Genomic DNA, 20,930 nt, shown 5'->3' on the forward strand with positions numbered 1-20,930 from the left:
GCGGATCAGCGGGCAATGGTATTGGTGCGGCGGATCTTGTTCTGCAGCTGGATGATCCCGTACAGCAGCGCCTCCGCAGTCGGCGGACAGCCGGGGACATAGACATCGACCGGCACGATGCGGTCGCAACCGCGCACAACCGCGTAGGAATAGTGGTAGTAGCCACCGCCGTTCGCGCAGGAGCCCATAGAGATCACCCAGCGCGGTTCGGCCATCTGGTCGTAGACCTTACGTAGTGCCGGAGCCATCTTGTTCACCAGCGTGCCGGCCACAATCATCACGTCCGACTGCCGGGGACTCGGCCGGAACACGATGCCGAAACGGTCAAGATCGTACCGGGCGGCACCGGCGTGCATCATCTCGACCGCGCAGCACGCCAGCCCGAAGGTCATCGGCCAGAGCGACCCGGTACGCGCCCAGTTGATCAGCTTGTCGGCCGAGGTGGTGACGAAACCTTTCTCGAGAACGCCTTCTATTCCCATTCCAGGGCCCCCTTCTTCCACTCGTAGATGAAGCCGATCACCAGGATCACCAGGAACAGCGCCATCGCCAGCAGACCGAACAGCCCGATGTCGCCGAGTGCCACTGCCCAGGGGAAGAGAAACGCAATCTCCAGATCGAAGATGATGAACAGGATCGCGACCAGGTAGAAGCGCACGTCGAACTTCAGCCGCGAGTCCTCGAAAGCCTCGAAGCCGCATTCGTACGGGGAATCCTTCGCCGCGTCCGGCTTACGCGGACCGATCGCCATGCCCAGGGCGAGCGGCACCAGACCTGCCACGGCCCCAACCACGAGGAAGATCAGTATCGGCAGGTAGCCTTCCAGCATTCTCTTCTCCCGAACGCAGCCCGGGGGCAGGTTCTTCTGTGCGGGCGCGGATCGGACGCGTCGCGCGAGGCGTATGTGCTGGGTGAGATCCGGTGCGTCCGGCGCCCTGTAGGGGCGCGGCCGCTCCCACCGGGCTGGCAGTCTAGGGGAAGCCCGGAAACGGTGTCAAGTGACCAATAACACCTTAAGGTATTGATATTAAAGCCTTAGAAGAACCGGACCCGCCTGCCCTGGCCGACCGACTCCGGTACTCATGATTGGTGCAGATGGTGGGACTCGAACCCACACGGCTTGCGCCACTACCCCCTCAAGATAGCGTGTCTACCAATTCCACCACATCTGCGTGCGCTGTATCGAGCGTCGATCGGGATGCCCCGTGGTGCCGCCACCCGCTACCGGGCCTAGTCGGGGATGTCGCTCGGGCGGCCCGGGACCGGGTCCAGCGGCAGCGATTCGTCAAGCACCTCTTCCTGCGCCGCCTGCTCCCGCATCTGCTCGATCAGGCTGCGCGTCTCGGGCTCCGAAGCCGCAAGGTAGGCGAGCGACAGGCTGTTCACGAAGAATACCACTGCCAGGATTGCGGTGGAACGGCTGAGGAAATTGGCCGACCCCCGCGCCCCGAATACTGTCGCCGAGGCGCCGCTGCCGAACGCCGCACCGGCGTCCGCCCCCTTGCCGTGCTGCATCAGCACCAGCGCGATCAGCGCCACTGCCACCAGCACCTGCACCACCAGAAGAATGCCGTAGATCATAGGGCTCCCTAGCCTCGCGCGGCGCCGGCCGCGTCGACGATCGCAACGAACGAGCGGGCGTCCAGCGAAGCGCCGCCGATCAAGCCGCCGTCGATATCCGGCAGCGCGAACAAGCCCGCCGCGTTGTCGGCCTTCACACTGCCACCGTACAGGATGCGCAGACCGGCAGCCACCGCGGAATCCCTTGCCGCGACCCGTGCGCGGATGAGCCCATGCACCTCTGCCGCCTGATCCGGCGTAGCCGTAAGCCCGGTACCGATGGCCCAGACCGGCTCGTAGGCCACCACGCTCCGCTCGAACGCGGCCACGCCGGCCAGATCCAGCACCGCGTCCAGCTGCTCGGCGACCACGGCATCGGTGCGCCCGGCCTCGCGGTCGGACAACTGCTCGCCGACACAGAGGATCGGTACCAGACCCGCGGCCTGCGCGGCAATGAACTTGCGCGCGACCCAGGCGCTGTCCTCGCCCTGCCGGGCCCGACGCTCGGAATGGCCGACGATCACGTACTCGCAGCCGACTTCCTTCAGCATGCTGGCCGCGATCTCGCCGGTGTAGGCACCCGCAGTCTCGTCGGAACAGTCCTGGCCGCCCACCGCAATCGGGCCGCCGTGCAGCTGGTCCACCACGTCCGGCAGATACACCGCGGGCGGACACACCGCGACATCGACCCGATCGCCGCCTGGAATGGCCTGTTTCAGCGCAGACAGGAGCTCCCGGTTCGACGTCACCGACCCGTTCATCTTCCAGTTCCCTGCGACCAGAGCCTTGCGCATGCCACCAACCTTGCTGAAGCGTGAATAAGCCGCGGAATGTTACCGGCCGGACGGACTCAAAGCAACCGGCCCCGTAGCGAGCGCTTCGCGAATGGCACTCGAAATGCGCTCGGCGGCGGCGACGATCTGCCCGTTGTCCCGGCCCTCCACCATCACCCGCACCAGCGGTTCAGTGCCCGAGGGACGCAGCAGCACGCGGCCGTTCTGCGCCAGCTCCGCCAGCACCTCGTCCACCGCCGCGCGCACCGGTGGCGCTCCCAGCACCCCGGTGGCGGACCCTTCGACCGGCACGTTGACCAGCACCTGGGGCAGTTTCTGAACGACCCGGCGCAACTCGGACAGGGGCCGGCCGGTCCGGTGGATCAGGTGGGCGATGCGCAGCGCCGCCACGGTGCCGTCCCCGGTCGTGGTATGGCCCAGGCAGACGATGTGGCCGGAACCCTCGCCACCCAGCTGCCAGCCGTGGCGGCGCAGTTCCTCGAGCACGTAGCGGTCCCCCACCCGCGCGCGGACGAACGGAATACCCGCAGCACCCAGTGCCAGCTCCAGCCCCAGGTTGGACATCTGTGTCCCCACCACACCCCCATTGAAGCCGCCGTTCCCCGGATCCGTCAGCGCCAGGATTCCCAGGATCTCGTCCCCGTCGACGATCTCTCCCCGCTCGTCGGCGAGGATCACGCGATCGCCATCGCCATCCAGCGCGATCCCGAGATCGGCACCGGCGGCGAGCACCTGCTGGCACAGTGCCTCCGGGTAGAGCGCGCCGCACTCGGCATTGATGTTGTAACCGTCGGGGCGGGTTCCGAGGGTATCGACGTCGGCGCCGAGTTCAGCGAACACCTGCGGGGTCACGTTGTAGGTCGCGCCATGCGCACAGTCGACCACGACCCGCAGTCCGCGCAATTGCGAGCGCGCCGGAATCGCGCTCTTGCAGAACTCGATGTACCGGCCCGCCGCATCCTTGATGCGTTCCGCCTTGCCGAGGTTGCGCGAATCGAGCTCGCCCAGCGGGCGTTCCAGACGCTCCTCGATCGCCTGTTCCAACGCATCCGGCAACTTGTCACCCTCGGGTGTAAAGAACTTGAAGCCGTTGTCGTCGTACGGGTTGTGCGACGCGCTGATCACCACTCCCGCCGCGGCACGAAAGGTCCGCGTCAGGTACGCCACCGCGGGAGTCGGCATCGGGCCCAGCAACGCGATGTCGGTCCCGGCCGCCGACAGCCCCGCCTCGAGCGCGGACTCAAACATGTAGCCGGAGACGCGCGTGTCCTTGCCAATCAGCACGGGGCCGGAACTCTGCTGCCCCAGCACCTCCCCGACCGCATAACCCAGGCGCAGCGCAAAGTCCGGCGTCATCGGCCAGCGCCCGGTGCGACCGCGAATCCCGTCGGTCCCGAAGTATTTCCCCATATGTCATCGCTCCCCTGTAGTCGGCCGGCCCATCGTCCGGCCCAGTGCCACCTGCACCGCGAGCGCGTCCGCGGTCGCCGCTACATCGTGCACCCTCACGATCTGGGCGCCGTATCCGGCTGCCAGCGCCGCGGCCACCGCGCTGCCCATGATTCGCCCCCCGACCGGGCGCCCCCCGAGAATAGCCCCGAGCATCGACTTGCGCGAGACGCCCACGAGCACGGGATATCCCAGTGACATCAGTTCCGGAAGCCCGCGGAACAGCGCCACGTTGTGCTCCAGCGTCTTGCCGAATCCGAACCCCGGATCGAGCACGATCCGGCTGGCCGGCACGCCGGTTCCGCGCAGCGTTGACGCCCGTTCCGCCAGGAACGCGCGCACCTCGCCCACGACGTCATGATAACGGGGCTCCCGCTGCATCGAGCGGGGCGTGCCCTGCATGTGCATCACGCAGATCGCTGCCCCGCTCTCCGCGGCCGCCGGCAACGCACCGGGCGCGCGCAGACCGTTCACGTCGTTGATCAGGCCAGCGCCGGCCGCGACCGCGGAACGCATCACCTCGGGCTTGCTGGTGTCGATCGACAGCGGCACGGCGAGCTCCGCACGCAGCGCGGTCAGTACCGGGATCACGCGCCGGAGTTCTTCCTCGACCGATACCGGCTCCGAACCGGGGCGGGTGGACTCGCCGCCGACGTCGATGATGTCCGCGCCGGCGTCGACCATCGCCCGCGCATGCGCCACCGCGGTCTCCGGCTCATGGAAACGGCCTCCGTCCGAGAACGAGTCCGGCGTCACGTTCAGCACGCCCATGATCCGGGGGCGATCGAGACACAGCGGCCTTCCGGCACAGTCCAGGGTCAGCAGATCAGGCATCGCCCGATGGTAATGGAACCGCAACCAAAAAGGACCACCCGGGTTGAACCCGGGTGGTCCTGGTGCCCGCAGCGCACGCCTCAGGGCTGCGGGGCGGGTCCCCCAACCACGCCGGTGTCGGGCCGTTTGCCCGGTGCTGTCTCGGGTGACGACGGGCCCGAGTCCGAATCCGGTCGGCCGGCGGGTTCGTCTTCCTTCCAGTCGCTCGGCGGGCGCGGCGTTCGCCCTTCCATGATGTCCGTGATCTGGGGCTCGTCGATGGTCTCGTACTTCACCAGCGCCTGGGCCATCGCGTGAAGCTTGTCCAAGTTGCCGGTCAGGATCTTCTGCGCCCGCTCGTAGCTGCTGTCGATGATCCTGCGCACCTCCTCGTCGATCGCATGCGCGGTCTCGTCGGACATGTGCTTGGTCTGCGTCACCTGGCGGCCGAGGAAGACCTCGTTCTCGTCCTCGCTGTAGGTCAACGGCCCCAGGCGATCGGAAAGGCCCCACTTGGTGACCATGTTGCGCGCGATGATCGTCGCCCGCTCGATGTCGTTGGAAGCGCCGGTCGTGACCCGGTCCACGCCGAAGATCAGCTCCTCGGCGATACGCCCGCCGAACAGACTCGCAATCTGGCTCTCCAGCCGCGTCTTCGAGTGACTGTAGCGGTCCTCTTCGGGCAGGAACATGGTCACCCCGAGGGCGCGCCCACGGGGGATGATGCTCACCTTGTACACCGGGTCGTGCTCGGGCACCGTCCGACCGACGATCGCATGTCCGGCCTCGTGGTAGGCGGTCAGCTTCTTCTCGTCCTCGCTCATCACCATCGACCGGCGCTCGGCGCCCATCATGATCTTGTCCTTCGCCCGCTCGAAATCGGACATGTCGACCGTGCGCTTGCCGGCACGGGCCGCGAACAACGCCGCCTCGTTCACCAGGTTTGCGAGATCCGCGCCGGAAAAACCGGGGGTACCGCGCGCAATCACCGTCGGGCGAACGTCGTCGGACAGCGGCACCTTGCGCATGTGCACCTTCAGGATCTGCTCGCGGCCGCGCACGTCCGGCGGAGGCACCACGACCTGCCGGTCGAATCGGCCCGGGCGCAGCAGCGCCGGGTCGAGCACGTCCGGGCGGTTGGTCGCAGCGATCACGATCACGCCCTCGTTGCCCTCGAAGCCGTCCATCTCGACCAATAGCTGGTTCAGCGTCTGCTCGCGCTCGTCGTGGCCGCCGCCGAGGCCGGCACCGCGATGGCGGCCCACCGCGTCGATCTCGTCGATGAAGATGATGCACGGGGCATGCTTCTTCGCGGTGTCGAACATGTCGCGCACCCGCGAGGCCCCGACGCCGACGAACATCTCGACGAAGTCGGAACCCGAGATGGTGAAGAACGGCACCTTGGCCTCGCCGGCGATCGCCTTGGCGAGCAGCGTCTTGCCGGTACCGGGCGAGCCCACCATCAGCACGCCACGCGGGATCTTGCCACCGAGCTTCTGGAACTTCGACGGATCACGCAGGAAGTCGACGAGTTCGGAGACTTCGTCCTTCGCCTCGTCACAGCCCGCCACGTCGGCGAAGGTGACCTTGACCTGATCTTCCGACATCATCTTGGCCTTGCTCTTGCCAAACGACATCGCGCCGCGCCCGCCGGCACCGCCACCCTGCATCTGGCGCATGAAGTAGATCCAGACCGCGATCAGCAGCAGCATCGGGAACCAGCTGATCAGGACGTCCATCAGCACCGAACGCCGCTGCGGTTCCTGCGCACGGATCTCGACGTTGTTCGCGAGCAGGTCACCGATCAGGCCGGGATCGTTGGGGCTCTCGGTGCGGAACGATCGTCCATCGATGGTCGTCCCCCGGATCGTGTTGCCCTCAATCGTCACGCTCTCGATCCGCCCCCCCTTCACGTCGCTGATGAACGACGAATAGGTCATCGCGCGGGTTTCCTGCTGCGGTTGCGGGCTGAAGTTGTTGAACACGGACATCAGCACGACCGCGATCACCGCCCAGATCACCAGGTTCTTTACCAGGCCATTCAAAATGCCACCTCGAAATCGCTGAGTTCGCTGATGCGAACGTTACACATCCCGCAGCTCCCGCGCCAATACATACACTTCCCGTGACCGTGGGCGCGACGCCTGGGGCTTGCGCACCGCCACGCGGCGGAACCGCAGGCGAAGCTCGCGCAGGTATTCGTCGGAACCCTGCCCCTGAAACAGTTTGACGAGAAAAGCACCATTCGGTTTCAGCACACGGAGCGCGAGGTCGAGCGCCAGTTCACAGAGGTGGATGGCGCGCGGCTGGTCGACCGCATCCGTACCCGAGAGATTGGGGGCCATGTCGGAAAGTACAAGGTCTGCGCGTTCGTCACCGAGCGCCGCAAGAATCCCCTCCAGCACCGCCTGTTCGCGGAAGTCGCCGGTCACGATGTCGACCCCGGGAATCGGATCCATGGACAGGATATCCGAGGCCACCACGCGGCCGGTGGGCCCGACCCGGTCCGCCGCGTACTGGCTCCACCCCCCCGGGGCGGCACCCAGGTCGACGACCCGCAGGCCCCGGCGCAGCAGGCGCTCGCGCCGGTCGATCTCCTCGAGCTTGAAGACCGCGCGCGAGCGATACCCCTCCTGCTGGGCGCGCGTAACGAACCGGTCGTCAAAATGTTCCTTCAGCCAACGCTGGCTGGACTTGCTGCGTTTCGGCATCGTGCCCCTTTCGGACCCGCGCGACAGCCATGCTACACTGCGCGCAATTCCAAGCGGTATCCTCTCGAGAAGTGAATCTGACCGAACCGCAGCGGCGGCTGCTCCGCAGCCTGGCGCACCCGCGCAAACCCGTCGTGACCATCGGCCGCAACGGCCTCACCGACGCGGTGCTGGCCGAGCTGGAGCAGGCGCTGGACCACCATGAACTGGTCAAGGTAAAGGTCAATATCGGCGACCGCGAGGGCCGCAACGCCACCGTCACCACCCTCTGCGACCGGACCGGCGCCGACCTGGTGCAGCGTGTGGGATTCGTGGCCACACTGTTCCGGCGCAATGCCGAACACCCGGTGATCAGCCTCGGCCCGCCGGTCAGTTGACGTAACGGACTTCCAGGATCTCGTACTCCAGCGCCCCCCCCGGGGCGTTCACCGTCACCAAGTCTCCCTCCTCGCGCCCGATCAGCGCGCGCGCGATCGGCGAACTCACCGAAATCATCCCCTGCTTGATATCGGCCTCGTCGTCGCCGACGATCCGATACGTTGCAGGCGTACCGTCTTCGGTGCCCTCCAGCAGCACGGTCACGCCGAACACGACCTTCCCGGTTTTCGGCAACGCAGTGACGTCAATGACCTGGGCATGCGACAGCTTACCCTCGATCTCGCGGATACGCCCCTCGATGAAGCTCTGCTGTTCGCGAGCGGCGTGGTACTCGGCGTTCTCCTTCAGATCTCCATGGGCGCGTGCCTCCGCGATCGCGTTCACGACCCGGGGGCGCTCCACGGTCTTCAGGCGGCGCAGTTCTTCCTTCAGCTTTTCCGCCCCGGTGACGGTCAGTGGCGTCTTGCTCATGCCTCACTCCTTCCCCGCAGGGCCTCCTCGTGCAGATCCTGCAGTCGAAACACGTTCTCGAATTCCAGGTGATCCAGCGCCTGCACCGTCGCGAGCGCGCCGGCGATCGTGGTCGTGTAACTGACCTTGTGCATCAGTGCTTCGCGCCGGATCGTGAACGAATCGGCGGTCGCCTGCTTGCCCTCGACCGTGTTCACGATGAAGCTGACCTCGTCGTTCTTGATCATGTCGACGATGTGCGGGCGGCCCTCGGTGACCTTGTTCACCACGGTCACCCCAACCCCCTGCTCCTGCAGGAAGGCCGCGGTGCCCCGGGTCGCCAGCACGTCGAAGCCCAGCTCGACCAGCCGCCGGCCGACCTTCGCCAACGCGGGATTTTTGTCGATGTCGCGCACCGACACAAACGCCTTCCCACGCGCCGGCAGGCGCACCCCGGCGCCGAGCTGGCTCTTCGCGAAAGCCTCGGCAAAGCTGCGGCCGACCCCCATCACCTCGCCGGTGGATTTCATTTCCGGGCCCAGGATCGGGTCCACGCCCGGGAACTTGGCGAACGGGAACACCGCCTCCTTCACCGCATAGTAGTCGGGGCGCACCGGCGCATGCAGATTCTGCCCCTTCAGGCTCTGACCCACCATGCAGCGGGCCGCGATCTTGGCCAGCGGCAGACCGACCACCTTGGATACGAACGGTACCGTGCGTGACGCGCGCGGATTCACCTCCAGCACGAAGATGCTCTCGCCCTGGATCGCGAACTGGGTATTCATCAGGCCAACGACCTTCAGCCCCAGCGCCATCCGGCGCACCTGTTCGACCATCTCGTCCTGCAGCCGGTCGGACAGCGAGAACGGTGGCAGCGAACAGGCGGAGTCGCCGGAATGGACTCCGGCCTGTTCGATATGTTCCATGATCCCGCCGATGAACACGTCCTGGCCGTCGCAGATCGCGTCGACGTCGACCTCGATCGCGTCGTCGAGAAAGCGGTCGAGCAGCACCGGGGCATCGTTGGACACCGACACCGCATCGCGCATGTAGCGTTTCAGATCGTCCTCGTCGCGCACGATCTCCATCGCGCGCCCGCCGAGCACGTAGGACGGCCTTACTACCAGCGGGTAGCCGATTTCGGCGGCAAGCTTCTCGGCCTCGTCCTCGCTGCGCGCAGTGCGGTTCGGCGGCTGACGCAGGTCGAGCTTCTGCAGCAGGTGCTGGAAGCGCTCGCGGTCCTCGGCCAGATCGATCGAGTCCGGCGAGGTGCCGATGATCGGCACGCCGGCCGCCTCGAGGTCGCGCGCGAGCTTCAGCGGCGTCTGGCCACCGTACTGCACGATCACGCCCTTCGGTTGTTCGACCGCGACGATCTCGAGCACGTCCTCCAGCGTCAGCGGCTCGAAGTACAGCCGGTCGGAGGTGTCGTAGTCGGTCGAGACCGTCTCGGGGTTGCAGTTGACCATGATCGTCTCGTAGCCGTCCTCGCGCATCGCGAGCGCGGCGTGCACACAGCAATAGTCGAACTCGATGCCCTGCCCGATCCGGTTCGGGCCGCCGCCGAGTACCATGATCTTCTCGCGGTCACTGGGCTCGGCTTCGCTCTCGTCCTCGTAGGTCGAATACATGTACGCGGTGGTCGTCGCGAATTCCGCGGCACAGGTGTCCACGCGCTTGTACACCGGGTGCACGCGTAGCGCCTGGCGCTGCTTGCGCACCGCCTTCTCGGTCTCGTTCAGCAGTTTCGCCAGGCGCCGGTCGGAGAAACCGCGGCGCTTCAGGTCGAACAGCTCGGCGGCGCTCAGGTCGTTCAGGAAACGGTCGCGCACGCCGCGCTCGATCTCGATCAGCTGGTGGATCTGGGCCAGGAACCAGCGGTCGATCGCGGTGAGTCCGAACACGTCCTCGATGCTGAGACCGGCGCGGAACCCGTCGGCGACGTTGAAGATGCGCTCCGGCCCGGGGTTCCCCAGCAACGTGCGCAGCCGCTCGGTGACGTCATCGGCATTCAGGTCGACCTTCTCGTCGAGGCCGTCCGCGCCGGTTTCCAGGCCGCGCAGCGCCTTCTGCAGCGATTCCTGGAAGGTGCGGCCGATCGCCATCACCTCGCCGACCGATTTCATCTGTGTGGTCAGCCGGGCCTGCGCCTGCGGGAACTTCTCGAAGGTGAAGCGCGGGATCTTGGTGACGACATAGTCGATCGATGGCTCGAACGACGCCGGGGTCAGACCGCCGGTGATGTCGTTGCGCAGTTCGTCCAGCGTGTAGCCGACCGCGAGCTTCGCCGCCACTTTCGCGATCGGGAAACCGGTCGCCTTTGACGCCAGCGCCGAGGAGCGCGAGACGCGCGGGTTCATCTCGATCACGATCAGTCGGCCGTCGTCGGGATTCACCGCGAACTGGACGTTGGAACCGCCGGTCTCGACGCCGATCTTGCGCAGCACCGCGATCGACGCGTTGCGCAGAATCTGGTATTCCTTGTCGGTGAGCGTCTGCGCCGGGGCCACGGTAATCGAATCACCGGTGTGCACGCCCATTGGGTCGAGGTTCTCGATCGAGCAGATGATGATGCAGTTGTCCGCCTTGTCACGGACGACCTCCATCTCGAACTCCTTCCAGCCCAGCACCGACTCCTCGAGCAGCACCTCGTTGGTCGGCGACAGGTCGAGACCGCCCTTCACGATCTCCTCGAATTCCTCGCGGTTGTAGGCAATGCCACCGCCGGAGCCGCCGAGCGTGAACGATGGCCGGATGATCACCGGGAAGCCGATCTCGGGCTGCACCTTCTGCGCCTCGTCCCAGGTGTTGGCGATAAAGGCCGTCGGCGTCGCGAGCCCGATCTCGGTCATCGCCTCGCGGAAGCGCTCGCGGTCCTCCGCCATGTCGATCGCGTCCTCGTTCGCCCCGATCATCTCCACGCCGTATTTCTTGAGCACGCCTTCGCGCGCAAGGTCGAGCGCGCAGTTCAGCGCGGTCTGCCCGCCCATCGTCGGCAGCAGCGCATCCGGCCGTTCCTTCTCGATCACTCGGGCGACCACGCGCCAGTCGACCGGCTCGATGTACACCGCGTCGGCCGTTTCCGGGTCGGTCATGATCGTGGCCGGGTTGGAGTTCACCAGGATCACCCGGAAACCCTCCTCGCGCAGTGCCTTGCAGGCCTGCGCCCCGGAGTAGTCGAACTCGCAGGCCTGGCCGATCACGATCGGACCGGCGCCGAGGATCAGCACGCTCTGGATGTCGGTACGCTTGGGCATGACGGGGCAACTCCGGGGGTCGGATTCGGGTCGGGCTTTCCGGGCGGGGTCAATCCCGCGCGGCGCGCATCGCGGCAATGAACTCGTCGAAGCCGGGGGCGACGTCGTGGGGACCCGGGCTCGCCTCGGGATGCCCCTGAAAGCCGAACGCCGGACAATCGGTGCGGGCGATCCCCTGCAACGAACCATCGAACAGCGAGCGGTGCGTGGCCACCAGAGTGCCGGGGAGGTTGGCCTCGTCCACCGCGAAACCATGGTTCTGGCTGGAAATCATCACCTTGCGGCTGCGCAGATCCTGGATCGGATGGTTTGCACCGTGGTGGCCGAATTTCATCTTCACCGTCCGCGCTCCACTTGCGAGTCCGAGCAGCTGGTGCCCGAGACAAATGCCGAACACGGGACGCCGCTTCTCGCAAAACCGGCGAATGCTCTCGATCGCGTAGGCACAGGGCTCCGGGTCACCCGGTCCGTTCGACAGGAAGATCCCGTCGGGCTCCAGCGCCAGCGCGTCCTCGGCCGGAGTCTCTGCGGGCACCACGGTCACACGGCAACCGCGGCCGACCAGCATGCGCAGAATGTTGTGCTTGATGCCAAAGTCGTACGCGACCACGTGAAACTCGGCCTCGTCGGGCTTCAGTCGCGGCGGTGGGCCATCGAGTCTCCAGGGGCCATCCAGCCACTCATAGCGGTTCGCGGTGCTGACCTCGCGCGCGAGATCCATGCCCTTGATGCCCGGGAACGCCCGGGCTTGCTCCAGCGCCCGTTCGGCATCGACCTCGCCGCCCTGCAGGCAGCCGTTCTGGGCTCCCTTCTCGCGCAGGATCCGGGTCAGCCGGCGGGTATCGATGCCCGCGATGGCCACCACGCCGTGGCGCATCAGGTAGTCCGGTAGCGACTCGCGGCTGCGCCAATTGCTGACCAGCGGCGGCACGTCGCGCACGATCAGCCCGGCCGCGTGTACGCGGGTGGACTCGTCGTCCTCGGACGTGGTGCCGACGTTGCCGATGTGCGGGTAGGTCAGCGTCACGATCTGGCGGGCATAGGAAGGATCGGTCAGGATCTCTTGGTAGCCGGTCATCGCGGTATTGAACACGACCTCGCCGACCGTCTCGCCGACCGCCCCCACCGACTGGCCATGGAACACGGTTCCGTCTTCGAGGACGAGCACAGCTGGCGCGGACACGGCAACCTCCAGGGACTGGCCTGAGCGGGGCCCGCCGCCGGGATACGGCGCCGGGCGGATGCATCATCGGGATGCGTTCAGTGTACGCGAGCCCAGAAACGCGGTCCAACCACCCGCCCCGTGGACACGGCGGCGGTCAGGGGGCCTCCGGAAACAGACCGACGTAGGGCGCCCCCACCCGCGGCTCGGCCATCATCGACGCCACCGCCTCGCGCCAGGCATGGTAGTGGGGGGTTTCCTTGTGTGCCCGGGCATCGGCCTCGGTCGCATAGGCCTCGTACAGCACGAAACGCGTCGGATCTGCGGCATCGCGGAGCACGTCGAAGCGGCGGTTGCCGGGTTCGCGCGTGGACGCAAGGTGGTTCTCGCGCGTCGCCGCGATAAAGGCGTCGGCATGTTCCGGCTTCACATGAACGTGGACGAGGGTGACGTGCATCGGGGCTCTCCTTAATCCAGTCTCCAGCGGGATCGCGGCACCACGGGCGAGCCGGGCGTCTGTGTCAGCGCAGGCCCAGAACGTCCTGCATATCGTAGAAGCCGGGCGGCTGTGCATCGAGCCACACCGCCGCACGCACCGCACCCGAGGCAAAGGTCAGCCGACTGCTGGCACGATGGGTGATTTCCACGCGCTCGCCATCGGTGGCGAACAGCGTCGTGTGCTCGCCGACGATGTCGCCCGCGCGGACCGTGGCGAACCCGATCGTGCGCCGGTCGCGGGCACCGGTATAACCCTCGCGCCCATACACGGCATCGGTCTCCAGGTCCCGTCCGAGCGTGTCCGCGACGACGCGCCCCAGACGCAGCGCGGTACCGGAGGGTGCGTCCACCTTGTGCCGATGGTGAGCTTCGATGATCTCGATGTCCACCGAATCGCCGAGGACCCTCGCGGCCAGCTCCACCAGCTTGAAGGTCAGGTTCACGCCGACACTCATGTTCGGCGCGAACACCACCGGAACGGCCTTTGCGGCGTTCTCCAGGTGTGCCTGCTGGCTCGCCGAAAGACCCGTGGTGCCGACCACCAGGCGTTTGCCATGGGCCCGGCACAGCGCCGCGTGGGCCACGGTGGCCTCGGGTTGCGTGAAGTCGATCAGCACATCGAAGGCGTCGAGCACGGAGGCCAGATCCGACACCACCCGCACCGCCATGTCCTGCGCGGTCGGCGGCTGCCCCAGAAGCGGGCTCCCCGCCCGCTCGCTCGCGGCGCCCAGCTGCGCCTCGGGGTGTTCCATCACCGCCTGCGACAGCGCCTGGCCCATCCGCCCACCCACACCCGCGATCGCGATCCGCGTCATTGCCGTCTCCCTGTCCGTCGTACCATTGAAGGCGCGCCCAAGGGTAACGTGAAAACGGGGGCGCTGGCATATCCGGTGCCGATTCGAATCCAGGGTCAACGGCGCAGCCGTGGACGCGCCAGCCCCGACCCCACACCCCGAGATTGCTCGTGGATTCCGCACCGTAGCCAATCCGTCACGGGAACCCACCAGCCGCACCGGGCCGGCGCATGGCAGCATGAGCTTCGCCTGCGCCGTCGATCGCGACCGGCCGCGCCCGGCGTCCGGGCGAACCCGTCTGCGGCTCACCGTGTCCCGGTGCGCAGCATTCCCGCCACGGCCACCAGCGCGCCGGCAGCCGCCAGCAGCGCCGCGAACACGAATACCGAGGCGTGACCGACTCCGTCCCAGAGATAGCCGCTGCCGAGGGCGCCGATGCCACCGCCCAGCCCGAAGCTGAGCGACGAGTAGAGCGCCTGGCCGCGGCCCTGCAACCGCCCGGGGAAGTAGACATGGATCAGCGAGATCGCCGCCGCATGGTAGACGCCATAGCTGGCCGCATGCAGCAACTGGATGAACAACAGGGCCGAAAGAGTCTCCGGCACGAGGGCCAGCAACCACCAGCGCAGCGTGGCCAGCAGCAAAGCCAGCGTGATCAGGATCCAGGCGCCGAAACGCAGGATCAGGCGCGGCATCACCAGGAACAGCAGGACCTCGGCAGCCACGCCGAGCGCCCACAACTGCCCGGCCACCGCACGACTGAATCCCTGGCCCTCGACGTACAGGGTAAAGAACGCGTAGTACGGGCCGTGACTGGCCTGCATGAAGAAGCAGGCCGCAAGGAGCGCGATCACCTCGGGCCGCCGCAGCACCGAGGCCAGCGGCCGCGTGCCGTCGCCGGAGCGATCGACCTCGATCGGCTCGTGCACCTGCAGCGAGGCCAGGTACAGGCCGGCTAGCAGCGCCAGCACCATCCAGGGCAGCCAGCCAACTGCGATCCGGCCGAGCAGCCAGCCGAGCGCCGCCACCGCGACGATGAACCCGACCGACCCCCAGAGGCGCACCAGCGCGTAGCGATGGCTGTCGCGCCCCAGTGCCCGCAGCGTGACCGCCTCGAACTGTGGCAGGATCGCGTTCCAGAAAAAGCTGAACCCGGCCATCACCGCCGCCAGCCACCAGTACCCGGAGTGGAGGAGCACGCCGGCGAAGCCGAACAGCGCCGCAAGCGCGCCCCAGCGGATGATCGGCATGCGCACGCCGGACCGGTCGGCGAGCCAGCCCCAGACATTCGGCGCGACGATTTTCGTGGCCAGCACGATCGCCATCAGTTCGCCGATCTGCGCCCCGGTGAACCCCTGTTCCGCGAGATAGGGGCCCCAGTAGGGCATGAACGCCCCGATGCTGGCGAAATAGAAGAAATAAAAGCTGGAAAGGCGGACGTGCTGGCTCAAGGGTTCAACCAGATTCGGACGGCACGGTGCGCGCAAGCCCATCGGCCATTTGGACGGTCATGGGCCGGGAGCGCAGCGACGCCGGCCGGGCCGCCCGCCGTCAGTTCAGGGATTCAGGAATCCCCCGCGTCCGGAGCACCATTCGCGAGCACCTCGGTGTAGGCGGGGATGCCGGTGCGGACATCGGTATTCTGGGCGCGATGGCGCAGCGCATGGTCCATCAGCACCAGCGCCAGCATGGCCTCGGCGATCGGCGTCGCGCGAATGCCGACGCAGGGATCGTGCCGACCCTTGGTCACGACCTCCACTGCTTCCCCGGAGGTGTTCACCGTGCTCCCCGGCAGACGGATGCTCGACGTCGGCTTCAGCGCGATGCTCACACGGATCGCCTGCCCGGACGAGATCCCGCCCAACACACCGCCGGAGTGGTTGCTCAGGAAACCCGCTGGCGTCATTTCGTCGCGGTGCTCGGTCCCGCGCTGCGCGACCACCGCGAAGCCATCGCCGATCTCCACGCCCTTCACCGCGTTGATGCTCATCATCGCGTGGGCGATGTCGGCATCGAGCCGGTCGAAGATCGGTTCGCCCCAGCCGGGCGGTACGCCGCGCGCCTCGACGTCGACCCGCGCACCCACGGAATCGCCGGACTTGCGCAGCCCATCCATGTACTCCTCGAGCTCCGGCACGCGGGCGAGGTCTGGCGCGAAGAAGGGGTTCGAATCGATCGCCGACGGATCCCGAAATTCGATCGGGATCGGACCCAGCTGCGACAGCCAGCCCCGAATCTCCACGCCGTAGCGCTGCTGCAGATAGCGTTTCGCGATGCCACCGGCCGCGACGCGCAGCGCGGTCTCGCGGGCCGAGCTGCGACCGCCACCGCGGTAGTCGCGCAGACCGTATTTCTGCTGGTAGGTGTAGTCCGCATGTCCGGGCCGGAACCGGTCCATGATCTCGCTGTAGTCCTTCGAACGCTGGTCGACGTTCTCGATCAGCAGGCCGATCGGTGCCCCGGTCGTCTGCCCTTCGAAGACCCCGGACAGGATGCGCACCCGGTCGGGCTCGCGGCGCTGGGTCGTATGCCGGGACTGCCCGGGTCGGCGCCGGTCCAGGTCGTGCTGCAGGTCACCCTCGGTCAGCGGCAGGCCTGGCGGGCAGCCGTCGACGATGGCTCCAAGCGCCGGCCCGTGGCTCTCGCCGAAGCCGGTGACGACGAACAGTTTTCCAAAGCTATTTCCAGACATCCGCGTAGTGTAGCCCGAGCGCGCGCGCGAGGGTATCGACGCACGGGATGTGGCGTACCTGCGCCCCGTCCAATTCCTCCGGCGCCGGCCGGTTTCACTTCGCCCACCCAACACCCAAAGGGCACACCGTCGCCGGCGGCGTGCAAATGCCCGGCCGGCCACCCTACCTGGCCAGTGCCTCGGATTCGTCATCCGACAGCGCCGACCTGGATCGCGCACGGGCTTCGTCCGAAGCCCGTGCAGCTTCCGACACAATGGGATCGAACCCCACGGCATCGGCAGGAGCGCTATAGTCCCTGTTGCCAGAACCCGGGCGAAGGCGGCCGAACCCGATCGGAGGGGACCATGACCACAGCCACGCCGAAGCGTATTACGCCCCACGAAGCCTTCGAACGGCTGCAGAGCAGGCCGCGCGACCTGCTGGTGGATATCCGTTCCACCATGGAGTACCTGTTCGTCGGGCACCCGGTCGGCGCGGTGCATATCCCCTGGATCGACGAGCCCGACTGGGTCGAGAACCCGCAGTTCGTGGCGCAGGTGCGCAAACTGCTGCTGGGCGGCGTCGGCGACGAGTCGGAGGACGCACCGGCCATCTACCTGATCTGCCGCAGCGGCAAACGATCGCTGGTGGCCGGCCAGGCGCTGATCACGGCCGGAATCGAGAACGTGTATTCTGTGGACGAGGGTTTCGAGGGCCCGCTGGATGCCGAACACCACCGGTCCACGGTCTCGGGCTGGCGTTTCCGGGGCCTGCCCTGGGAGCAATGCTGACCTCCGACCGCGGACGAGCGCCCGGCAACGCCCGTATCCTTCCGTATCCGTTGCTAGTAGGCGATGCGGAAAGTTCGCTGCCTATGGAGCACAGCCGGGCGCGCCGGAGCAAGGCGGGCAAGCTCAGGAATCGCCAACCCATTTCAAACTTGCCCAACGTAGCACCGGCGTGTCTCGCGAAGCGATCTGGCGATGAACGTTCCGCATGGCCCGCTACCGCCCCGCAGGCAGCTGGTCGTGGGTCAACAAGAAGACCCCCTCGCCGCCGCTTTCGAACTCCAGCCAGGTAAACGGCAGATCGGGAAACGCAGCCTCGAGCGCCGGCTGGCTGTTGCCTACCTCAACGATCAGCACACCACCCGGATTCAGGCGGGAACGGGCGCCAGCGAGGATGCGGCGGACGATATCGAGCCCGTCGGCCCCGGCGGCCAGGCCGAGCGCAGGCTCCTGCCGGTACTCGGCCGCGAGGGCCGCCATCTCCGCGGCATCGACATAGGGCGGGTTGGAAACGACCAGGTCGAAGCGGGCGCTTTCGTCGAGCCCGGAGAACACGTCGCTCTGCACGAGATGGGTGCGTGCCTCGAGCCCGTGCCGGCGCACATTCTCGCGCGCCACCGCCAGCGCGTCCCGGGACAGATCCGATAGCCAGACCTCGGCCCCGGGCAGGACCGCGGCGGTGGCCAACCCGATACAGCCACTGCCTGTGCACAAGTCCAGCACCCGACGCACACGGTCGGGCTCCAGCCATGGGCTGAATCCTGCGGCGATCAGTTCCGCGATCGGTGACCGCGGAACCAGCACGCGCTCGTCCACGTAGAACGGCATCCCCATGAACCAGGCCTCGCGCGTGATGTAGGCGGCGGGGCGGCGGCTGGTGACGCGTTCGCGCAGCACCGCTTCCACCCGCAGGCGCTCCGAACGCGTCAGCCGACTGTCCCACCAGGACTCCGGCAGATCCAATGGCAGCGCGAGGGAATGCAGAACCAGCCAGGCGGCCTCATCGAACGCGTTATCCGTGCCGTGCCCGAACTCCAGGCCCGCGGCCCGGAACTGGCTCGCGCCGAAACGGACGAAATCGCGAATGCTGCGTAGGTCTGCGGCGGAATCCATGGGAACGCTCATCGCGCGCGGCCACCTCTCCCGACCCTGAAAGAAGCGTAGGGCGGAAAAGGCCGAAGGCCGTCATCCGCCATTCCCACGCTGGGGTTGCCGCGGGCACCGTGGGTGCATTGGCGTATGGGGTGGACCGCTACGCTGGAATCTACACTGCAGGCGCGAGCCTCGCTCGCGACACCGCGTTGGGCTGGCCGCCAGCGCCAGGCGCGCCTGCGGCGCGTTCGCGTGCACGGCACGCTCCTACGGGGGGGCGCAGGCAGGGTCGCGACTTTCACACCAACTCCCATGCTCCCGGGCGTGAGGCACCCCGAAGGATGTGAACGGGCCACGGATGAACACGGAAACACATTGAAAAGGCTCTGAATATGCTTCATTTCTCGTGATTTCCGTGTTCTTCCGTGGCTGAATTTTCACGCTAACTTTCATGCCCTCGGCCGCGAGGCACCCCGAAGGATGAAAATACGATTATAAATCAGAGACATACGATTCTCGGGCGGCGGATTTTCACGTTAACAGCCATGCTTGGCGACTGCCGCCATACCTCGAAATGGCGAGCCACGGAATGCACGGAAACGCACTGACAACCTATGGAACTCATCACGCTTTCCGTGCTTTGCGTGTCTTTCCGTAGCCTGATTCTCACTTTGGCGGTCCTCCGCAACGGTTTGCGGAACCAGGTCATCGGCAGCCGTGCGGTCGGGCAAACCCCAGAGCCCTCGGCTGGCGCGCGCCGGCTGTGCCACACTCTACAACAATCCCGCGGCACAAATGCTCGATGCCCGGGAGGGTGAACCCGGCACGCTGGAAAACCGTGAGGCCCTGTCCATGCGCACCCGGCGCGGGCACAGCTTTGAGGCCGACATCGTTTTGACCGGGGCGATCATCGACGGCAACCCCTGCATCGTGGTGCACCTGGGAACCGCCGACGCTGGATCGGTGCTGGAACCACCGCCCGGCGCTCACCGGACACACGCGAAAGTCCGGCCGCCACCACCCGAGATCGGTGCGGACCCAGAGGAGGATGCGCTGGAGACGGTCCCGATCCTTGCACGACACCGAGGCCCGGCGACCGAACCCGACACCGGTCCGGAAGCGGTCCGGGAAGCGGTCCGGGAAGCGACGCCGGCCGAGAAAACAACAGAAGCGACGCCGATGCAGGAGCCCGCAACGACACGGGATCCTGAACCAGAGCCGGCGCCCCGGGATACCCCGCAGCCGGATCCTGCGCAAGCCATGGACGGGCAGGAAATCGCGCTCTCGTGGTCCTCGAACGCAGGGACAGGAACAGACACCCCCCCTCCCGCAGGGACAGGAACGGGCACCACCACTCCCGCAGTTTCCGGTGGTCAACACCAGGCCCGATGCGCTATCGTGTCTAGGCCCGGACCGGTGGTTCGCATGGCATTCCCCCTCACGAACCTGACCCGAGATGGCCACCCTCGACACCCTGCTCGCGCAATCGCTCCGGCTGTTGCCACATCACGCGATTTCCCGGTTTACCCATCGCGTCGCGCGCTGGGAGTCCTCCCGGATGCAGCCGCTGCTGCGGTTGTTCATCCGCCACTACGCCCTCGACATGTCGGAGGCACAGCCCTCCGACCCGGCAGCCTACCCCAGCTTCAACGCGCTGTTCACACGACCGCTGCGGCCGGAGGTTCGGCCGCTGGAGGGGGACGAACGCAGCATCGTCAGCCCCGCCGATGCGCGGGTCAGTGCGTTCGGTACCATCGAGGCCGGCCAGGTCTTCCAGGCCAAGGGGCACAGCTATACCGTCACCGAACTGTTCGGGGGCTTCGGCGATCTTGCCGAGCCGTTCGCACGCGGGCACTACCTGACGGTGTACCTCTCACCCCGCGACTACCACCGCGTGCACATGCCGCTGTCCGGACGGTTGACGACGATGCTGCACGTCCCGGGGCGGCTCTTCTCGGTGGCGCCGCGCATCGTCGCCAACACGCCACGCCTGTACGCCCGCAACGAACGGGTGGTCGCGTTCTTCGAGACCGAAAGCGGGCCCATGGCGCTGGCCCTGATCGGCGCGATCAACGTGGGTTCGATCGAGACCGTCTGGGCCGGGGAGATCACGCCCCCGGCAGGCCGGGCGATCCGTCGCATCGACTACAGCAACCAATACATCCGCCTCGAACGCGGGGCAGAAATGGGGCGTTTCAACCTCGGCTCGTCGGTGGTGGTGCTGCTGCCCGACACGCCAGTCCGGTTCGACCCGGTCCTGACTCCGGACTCCGAGGTGCGCATCCGTTCCGAGGTTGCACGCATCCTGGGCGGCTGAGCGCCTCGGTGCGCGCCGATATCCTCCTCCGTGGCGCGGGCGACCCGAACCTGCCCGGCAAGAAAATCCGCAGGCAGGCAGCCAGGCCTGCATGGGCGATCCGGGAGCGCCAACACGGCCGGACGCGTGCCGGTGGCAAACAGGCAAGGGGCATCCTGATTATCGCGGAAGCTCCGCAAATTGGAACGGGCCGTC

The 20,930-nt window shown here is 66.9% G+C and carries 19 protein-coding genes and 1 tRNA gene; 3 read left to right on the forward strand and 17 right to left on the reverse strand.

Annotation, left to right across the window (positions count from 1 at the left end):
- Positions 1-5: 5 nt before the first annotated feature.
- The 9 genes from TVNIR_RS14750 to rlmE all read right to left on the reverse strand — a co-directional run bounded on the left by TVNIR_RS14750 (position 6) and on the right by rlmE (position 7,327).
- On the reverse strand, positions 6-482 hold the full coding sequence (locus tag TVNIR_RS14750; protein WP_015259869.1) for a NuoB/complex I 20 kDa subunit family protein: 477 nt from the start codon (positions 480-482) through the stop codon (positions 6-8).
- On the reverse strand, positions 473-829 hold the full coding sequence (locus TVNIR_RS14755; protein ID WP_015259870.1) for an NADH-quinone oxidoreductase subunit A: 357 nt from the start codon (positions 827-829) through the stop codon (positions 473-475). Before TVNIR_RS14755 ends, TVNIR_RS14750 begins: the two co-directional genes overlap by 10 nt.
- Before the next feature lie 258 nt (positions 830-1,087).
- Positions 1,088-1,172, reverse strand: a tRNA-Leu gene (locus TVNIR_RS14760).
- Between the two features lie 58 nt (positions 1,173-1,230).
- The gene (gene secG / locus TVNIR_RS14765) at positions 1,231-1,581 is read right to left on the reverse strand and encodes a preprotein translocase subunit SecG (protein ID WP_015259871.1); all 351 of its coding nucleotides are present in this window, start codon (positions 1,579-1,581) and stop codon (positions 1,231-1,233) included.
- Positions 1,582-1,589: 8 nt separating this feature from the next.
- Positions 1,590-2,354: a triose-phosphate isomerase gene (gene tpiA, locus TVNIR_RS14770; protein ID WP_043739799.1), complete on the reverse strand. Its 765-nt coding sequence runs from the start codon at positions 2,352-2,354 to the stop codon at positions 1,590-1,592.
- 39 nt (positions 2,355-2,393) lie between these two features.
- Positions 2,394-3,764 (reverse strand): phosphoglucosamine mutase, encoded by a 1,371-nt coding sequence (gene glmM, locus TVNIR_RS14775; RefSeq protein ID WP_015259873.1) that lies wholly within the window; start codon positions 3,762-3,764, stop codon positions 2,394-2,396.
- A 3-nt stretch (positions 3,765-3,767) separates the two neighbouring features.
- The gene (gene folP, locus TVNIR_RS14780) at positions 3,768-4,637 is read right to left on the reverse strand and encodes a dihydropteroate synthase (RefSeq protein ID WP_043740770.1); all 870 of its coding nucleotides are present in this window, start codon (positions 4,635-4,637) and stop codon (positions 3,768-3,770) included.
- An 80-nt stretch (positions 4,638-4,717) separates the two neighbouring features.
- A complete protein-coding gene (gene ftsH / locus TVNIR_RS14785; protein WP_015259875.1) occupies positions 4,718-6,661 on the reverse strand; it encodes an ATP-dependent zinc metalloprotease FtsH in 1,944 nt (647 codons plus the stop codon).
- A gap of 39 nt (positions 6,662-6,700) precedes the next feature.
- Entirely contained in the window at positions 6,701-7,327 is a 627-nt protein-coding gene (gene rlmE, locus TVNIR_RS14790; protein ID WP_015259876.1) for a 23S rRNA (uridine(2552)-2'-O)-methyltransferase RlmE, read from the reverse strand.
- Between the two features lie 71 nt (positions 7,328-7,398).
- Here rlmE and yhbY point away from each other — a divergent pair, with 71 nt between their 5' ends.
- Positions 7,399-7,704 (forward strand): ribosome assembly RNA-binding protein YhbY, encoded by a 306-nt coding sequence (yhbY, locus tag TVNIR_RS14795; protein ID WP_015259877.1) that lies wholly within the window; start codon positions 7,399-7,401, stop codon positions 7,702-7,704.
- Here yhbY and greA read toward each other — a convergent pair.
- From greA to aroC, 7 genes are all read right to left on the reverse strand, one after another.
- Positions 7,697-8,176: a transcription elongation factor GreA gene (greA, locus tag TVNIR_RS14800; protein WP_015259878.1), complete on the reverse strand. Its 480-nt coding sequence runs from the start codon at positions 8,174-8,176 to the stop codon at positions 7,697-7,699. The genes yhbY and greA overlap by 8 nt on opposite strands.
- Positions 8,173-11,412 carry a carbamoyl-phosphate synthase large subunit gene (gene carB, locus TVNIR_RS14805; protein ID WP_015259879.1) on the reverse strand — a complete coding sequence of 1,080 codons (3,240 nt, stop codon included), beginning with the start codon at positions 11,410-11,412 and terminating at the stop codon, positions 8,173-8,175. The genes greA and carB overlap by 4 nt, the downstream gene beginning before the upstream one ends.
- Positions 11,413-11,461: 49 nt before the next feature.
- Positions 11,462-12,595 carry a glutamine-hydrolyzing carbamoyl-phosphate synthase small subunit gene (gene carA / locus TVNIR_RS14810; RefSeq protein WP_015259880.1) on the reverse strand — a complete coding sequence of 378 codons (1,134 nt, stop codon included), beginning with the start codon at positions 12,593-12,595 and terminating at the stop codon, positions 11,462-11,464.
- A gap of 136 nt (positions 12,596-12,731) precedes the next feature.
- Positions 12,732-13,031, reverse strand: a complete 300-nt coding sequence (locus tag TVNIR_RS14815) for an antibiotic biosynthesis monooxygenase (protein ID WP_015259881.1) — start codon at positions 13,029-13,031, stop codon at positions 12,732-12,734.
- Between the two features lie 64 nt (positions 13,032-13,095).
- Positions 13,096-13,887: a 4-hydroxy-tetrahydrodipicolinate reductase gene (gene dapB, locus TVNIR_RS14820; protein WP_015259882.1), complete on the reverse strand. Its 792-nt coding sequence runs from the start codon at positions 13,885-13,887 to the stop codon at positions 13,096-13,098.
- A gap of 284 nt (positions 13,888-14,171) precedes the next feature.
- Positions 14,172-15,359 (reverse strand): MFS transporter, encoded by a 1,188-nt coding sequence (locus TVNIR_RS14825; RefSeq protein ID WP_015259883.1) that lies wholly within the window; start codon positions 15,357-15,359, stop codon positions 14,172-14,174.
- A gap of 71 nt (positions 15,360-15,430) precedes the next feature.
- On the reverse strand, positions 15,431-16,558 hold the full coding sequence (gene aroC, locus TVNIR_RS14830) for a chorismate synthase (RefSeq protein ID WP_015259884.1): 1,128 nt from the start codon (positions 16,556-16,558) through the stop codon (positions 15,431-15,433).
- A gap of 345 nt (positions 16,559-16,903) precedes the next feature.
- Here aroC and TVNIR_RS14835 point away from each other — a divergent pair, with 345 nt between their 5' ends.
- Complete coding sequence (locus tag TVNIR_RS14835) at positions 16,904-17,329, forward strand: rhodanese-like domain-containing protein (protein ID WP_015259885.1); 426 nt, start codon at positions 16,904-16,906, stop codon at positions 17,327-17,329.
- A 213-nt stretch (positions 17,330-17,542) separates the two neighbouring features.
- Here the strand turns inward: TVNIR_RS14835 and prmB are convergent, their stop codons facing one another.
- Positions 17,543-18,439: a 50S ribosomal protein L3 N(5)-glutamine methyltransferase gene (gene prmB, locus TVNIR_RS14840; protein ID WP_015259886.1), complete on the reverse strand. Its 897-nt coding sequence runs from the start codon at positions 18,437-18,439 to the stop codon at positions 17,543-17,545.
- A 1,435-nt stretch (positions 18,440-19,874) separates the two neighbouring features.
- On the opposite strand from prmB, the gene asd reads away from it, so the two are divergent.
- Entirely contained in the window at positions 19,875-20,735 is an 861-nt protein-coding gene (gene asd / locus TVNIR_RS14845; protein WP_015259887.1) for an archaetidylserine decarboxylase, read from the forward strand.
- Positions 20,736-20,930 lie beyond the last annotated feature (195 nt).

The sequence above is a fragment of the Thioalkalivibrio nitratireducens DSM 14787 genome (genome assembly GCF_000321415.2).
Taxonomy (GTDB): domain Bacteria; phylum Pseudomonadota; class Gammaproteobacteria; order Ectothiorhodospirales; family Ectothiorhodospiraceae; genus Thioalkalivibrio; species Thioalkalivibrio nitratireducens.

Coding starts and splice junctions, on each gene's coding strand:
- TVNIR_RS14750 (WP_015259869.1), bottom strand. CDS start 482: ATGGGAATAGAAGGCGTTCTCGAGAAAGGTTTCGTCACCACCTCGGCC.
- TVNIR_RS14755 (WP_015259870.1), bottom strand. CDS start 829: ATGCTGGAAGGCTACCTGCCGATACTGATCTTCCTCGTGGTTGGGGCC.
- secG (WP_015259871.1), bottom strand. CDS start 1,581: ATGATCTACGGCATTCTTCTGGTGGTGCAGGTGCTGGTGGCAGTGGCG.
- tpiA (WP_043739799.1), bottom strand. CDS start 2,354: ATGCGCAAGGCTCTGGTCGCAGGGAACTGGAAGATGAACGGGTCGGTG.
- glmM (WP_015259873.1), bottom strand. CDS start 3,764: ATGGGGAAATACTTCGGGACCGACGGGATTCGCGGTCGCACCGGGCGC.
- folP (WP_043740770.1), bottom strand. CDS start 4,637: ATGCCTGATCTGCTGACCCTGGACTGTGCCGGAAGGCCGCTGTGTCTC.
- rlmE (WP_015259876.1), bottom strand. CDS start 7,327: ATGCCGAAACGCAGCAAGTCCAGCCAGCGTTGGCTGAAGGAACATTTT.
- greA (WP_015259878.1), bottom strand. CDS start 8,176: ATGAGCAAGACGCCACTGACCGTCACCGGGGCGGAAAAGCTGAAGGAA.
- carB (WP_015259879.1), bottom strand. CDS start 11,412: ATGCCCAAGCGTACCGACATCCAGAGCGTGCTGATCCTCGGCGCCGGT.
- TVNIR_RS14815 (WP_015259881.1), bottom strand. CDS start 13,031: ATGCACGTCACCCTCGTCCACGTTCATGTGAAGCCGGAACATGCCGAC.
- dapB (WP_015259882.1), bottom strand. CDS start 13,887: ATGACGCGGATCGCGATCGCGGGTGTGGGTGGGCGGATGGGCCAGGCG.
- TVNIR_RS14825 (WP_015259883.1), bottom strand. CDS start 15,359: ATGGGCTTGCGCGCACCGTGCCGTCCGAATCTGGTTGAACCCTTGAGC.
- aroC (WP_015259884.1), bottom strand. CDS start 16,558: ATGTCTGGAAATAGCTTTGGAAAACTGTTCGTCGTCACCGGCTTCGGC.
- TVNIR_RS14835 (WP_015259885.1), top strand. CDS start 16,904: ATGACCACAGCCACGCCGAAGCGTATTACGCCCCACGAAGCCTTCGAA.
- prmB (WP_015259886.1), bottom strand. CDS start 18,439: ATGGATTCCGCCGCAGACCTACGCAGCATTCGCGATTTCGTCCGTTTC.
- asd (WP_015259887.1), top strand. CDS start 19,875: ATGGCCACCCTCGACACCCTGCTCGCGCAATCGCTCCGGCTGTTGCCA.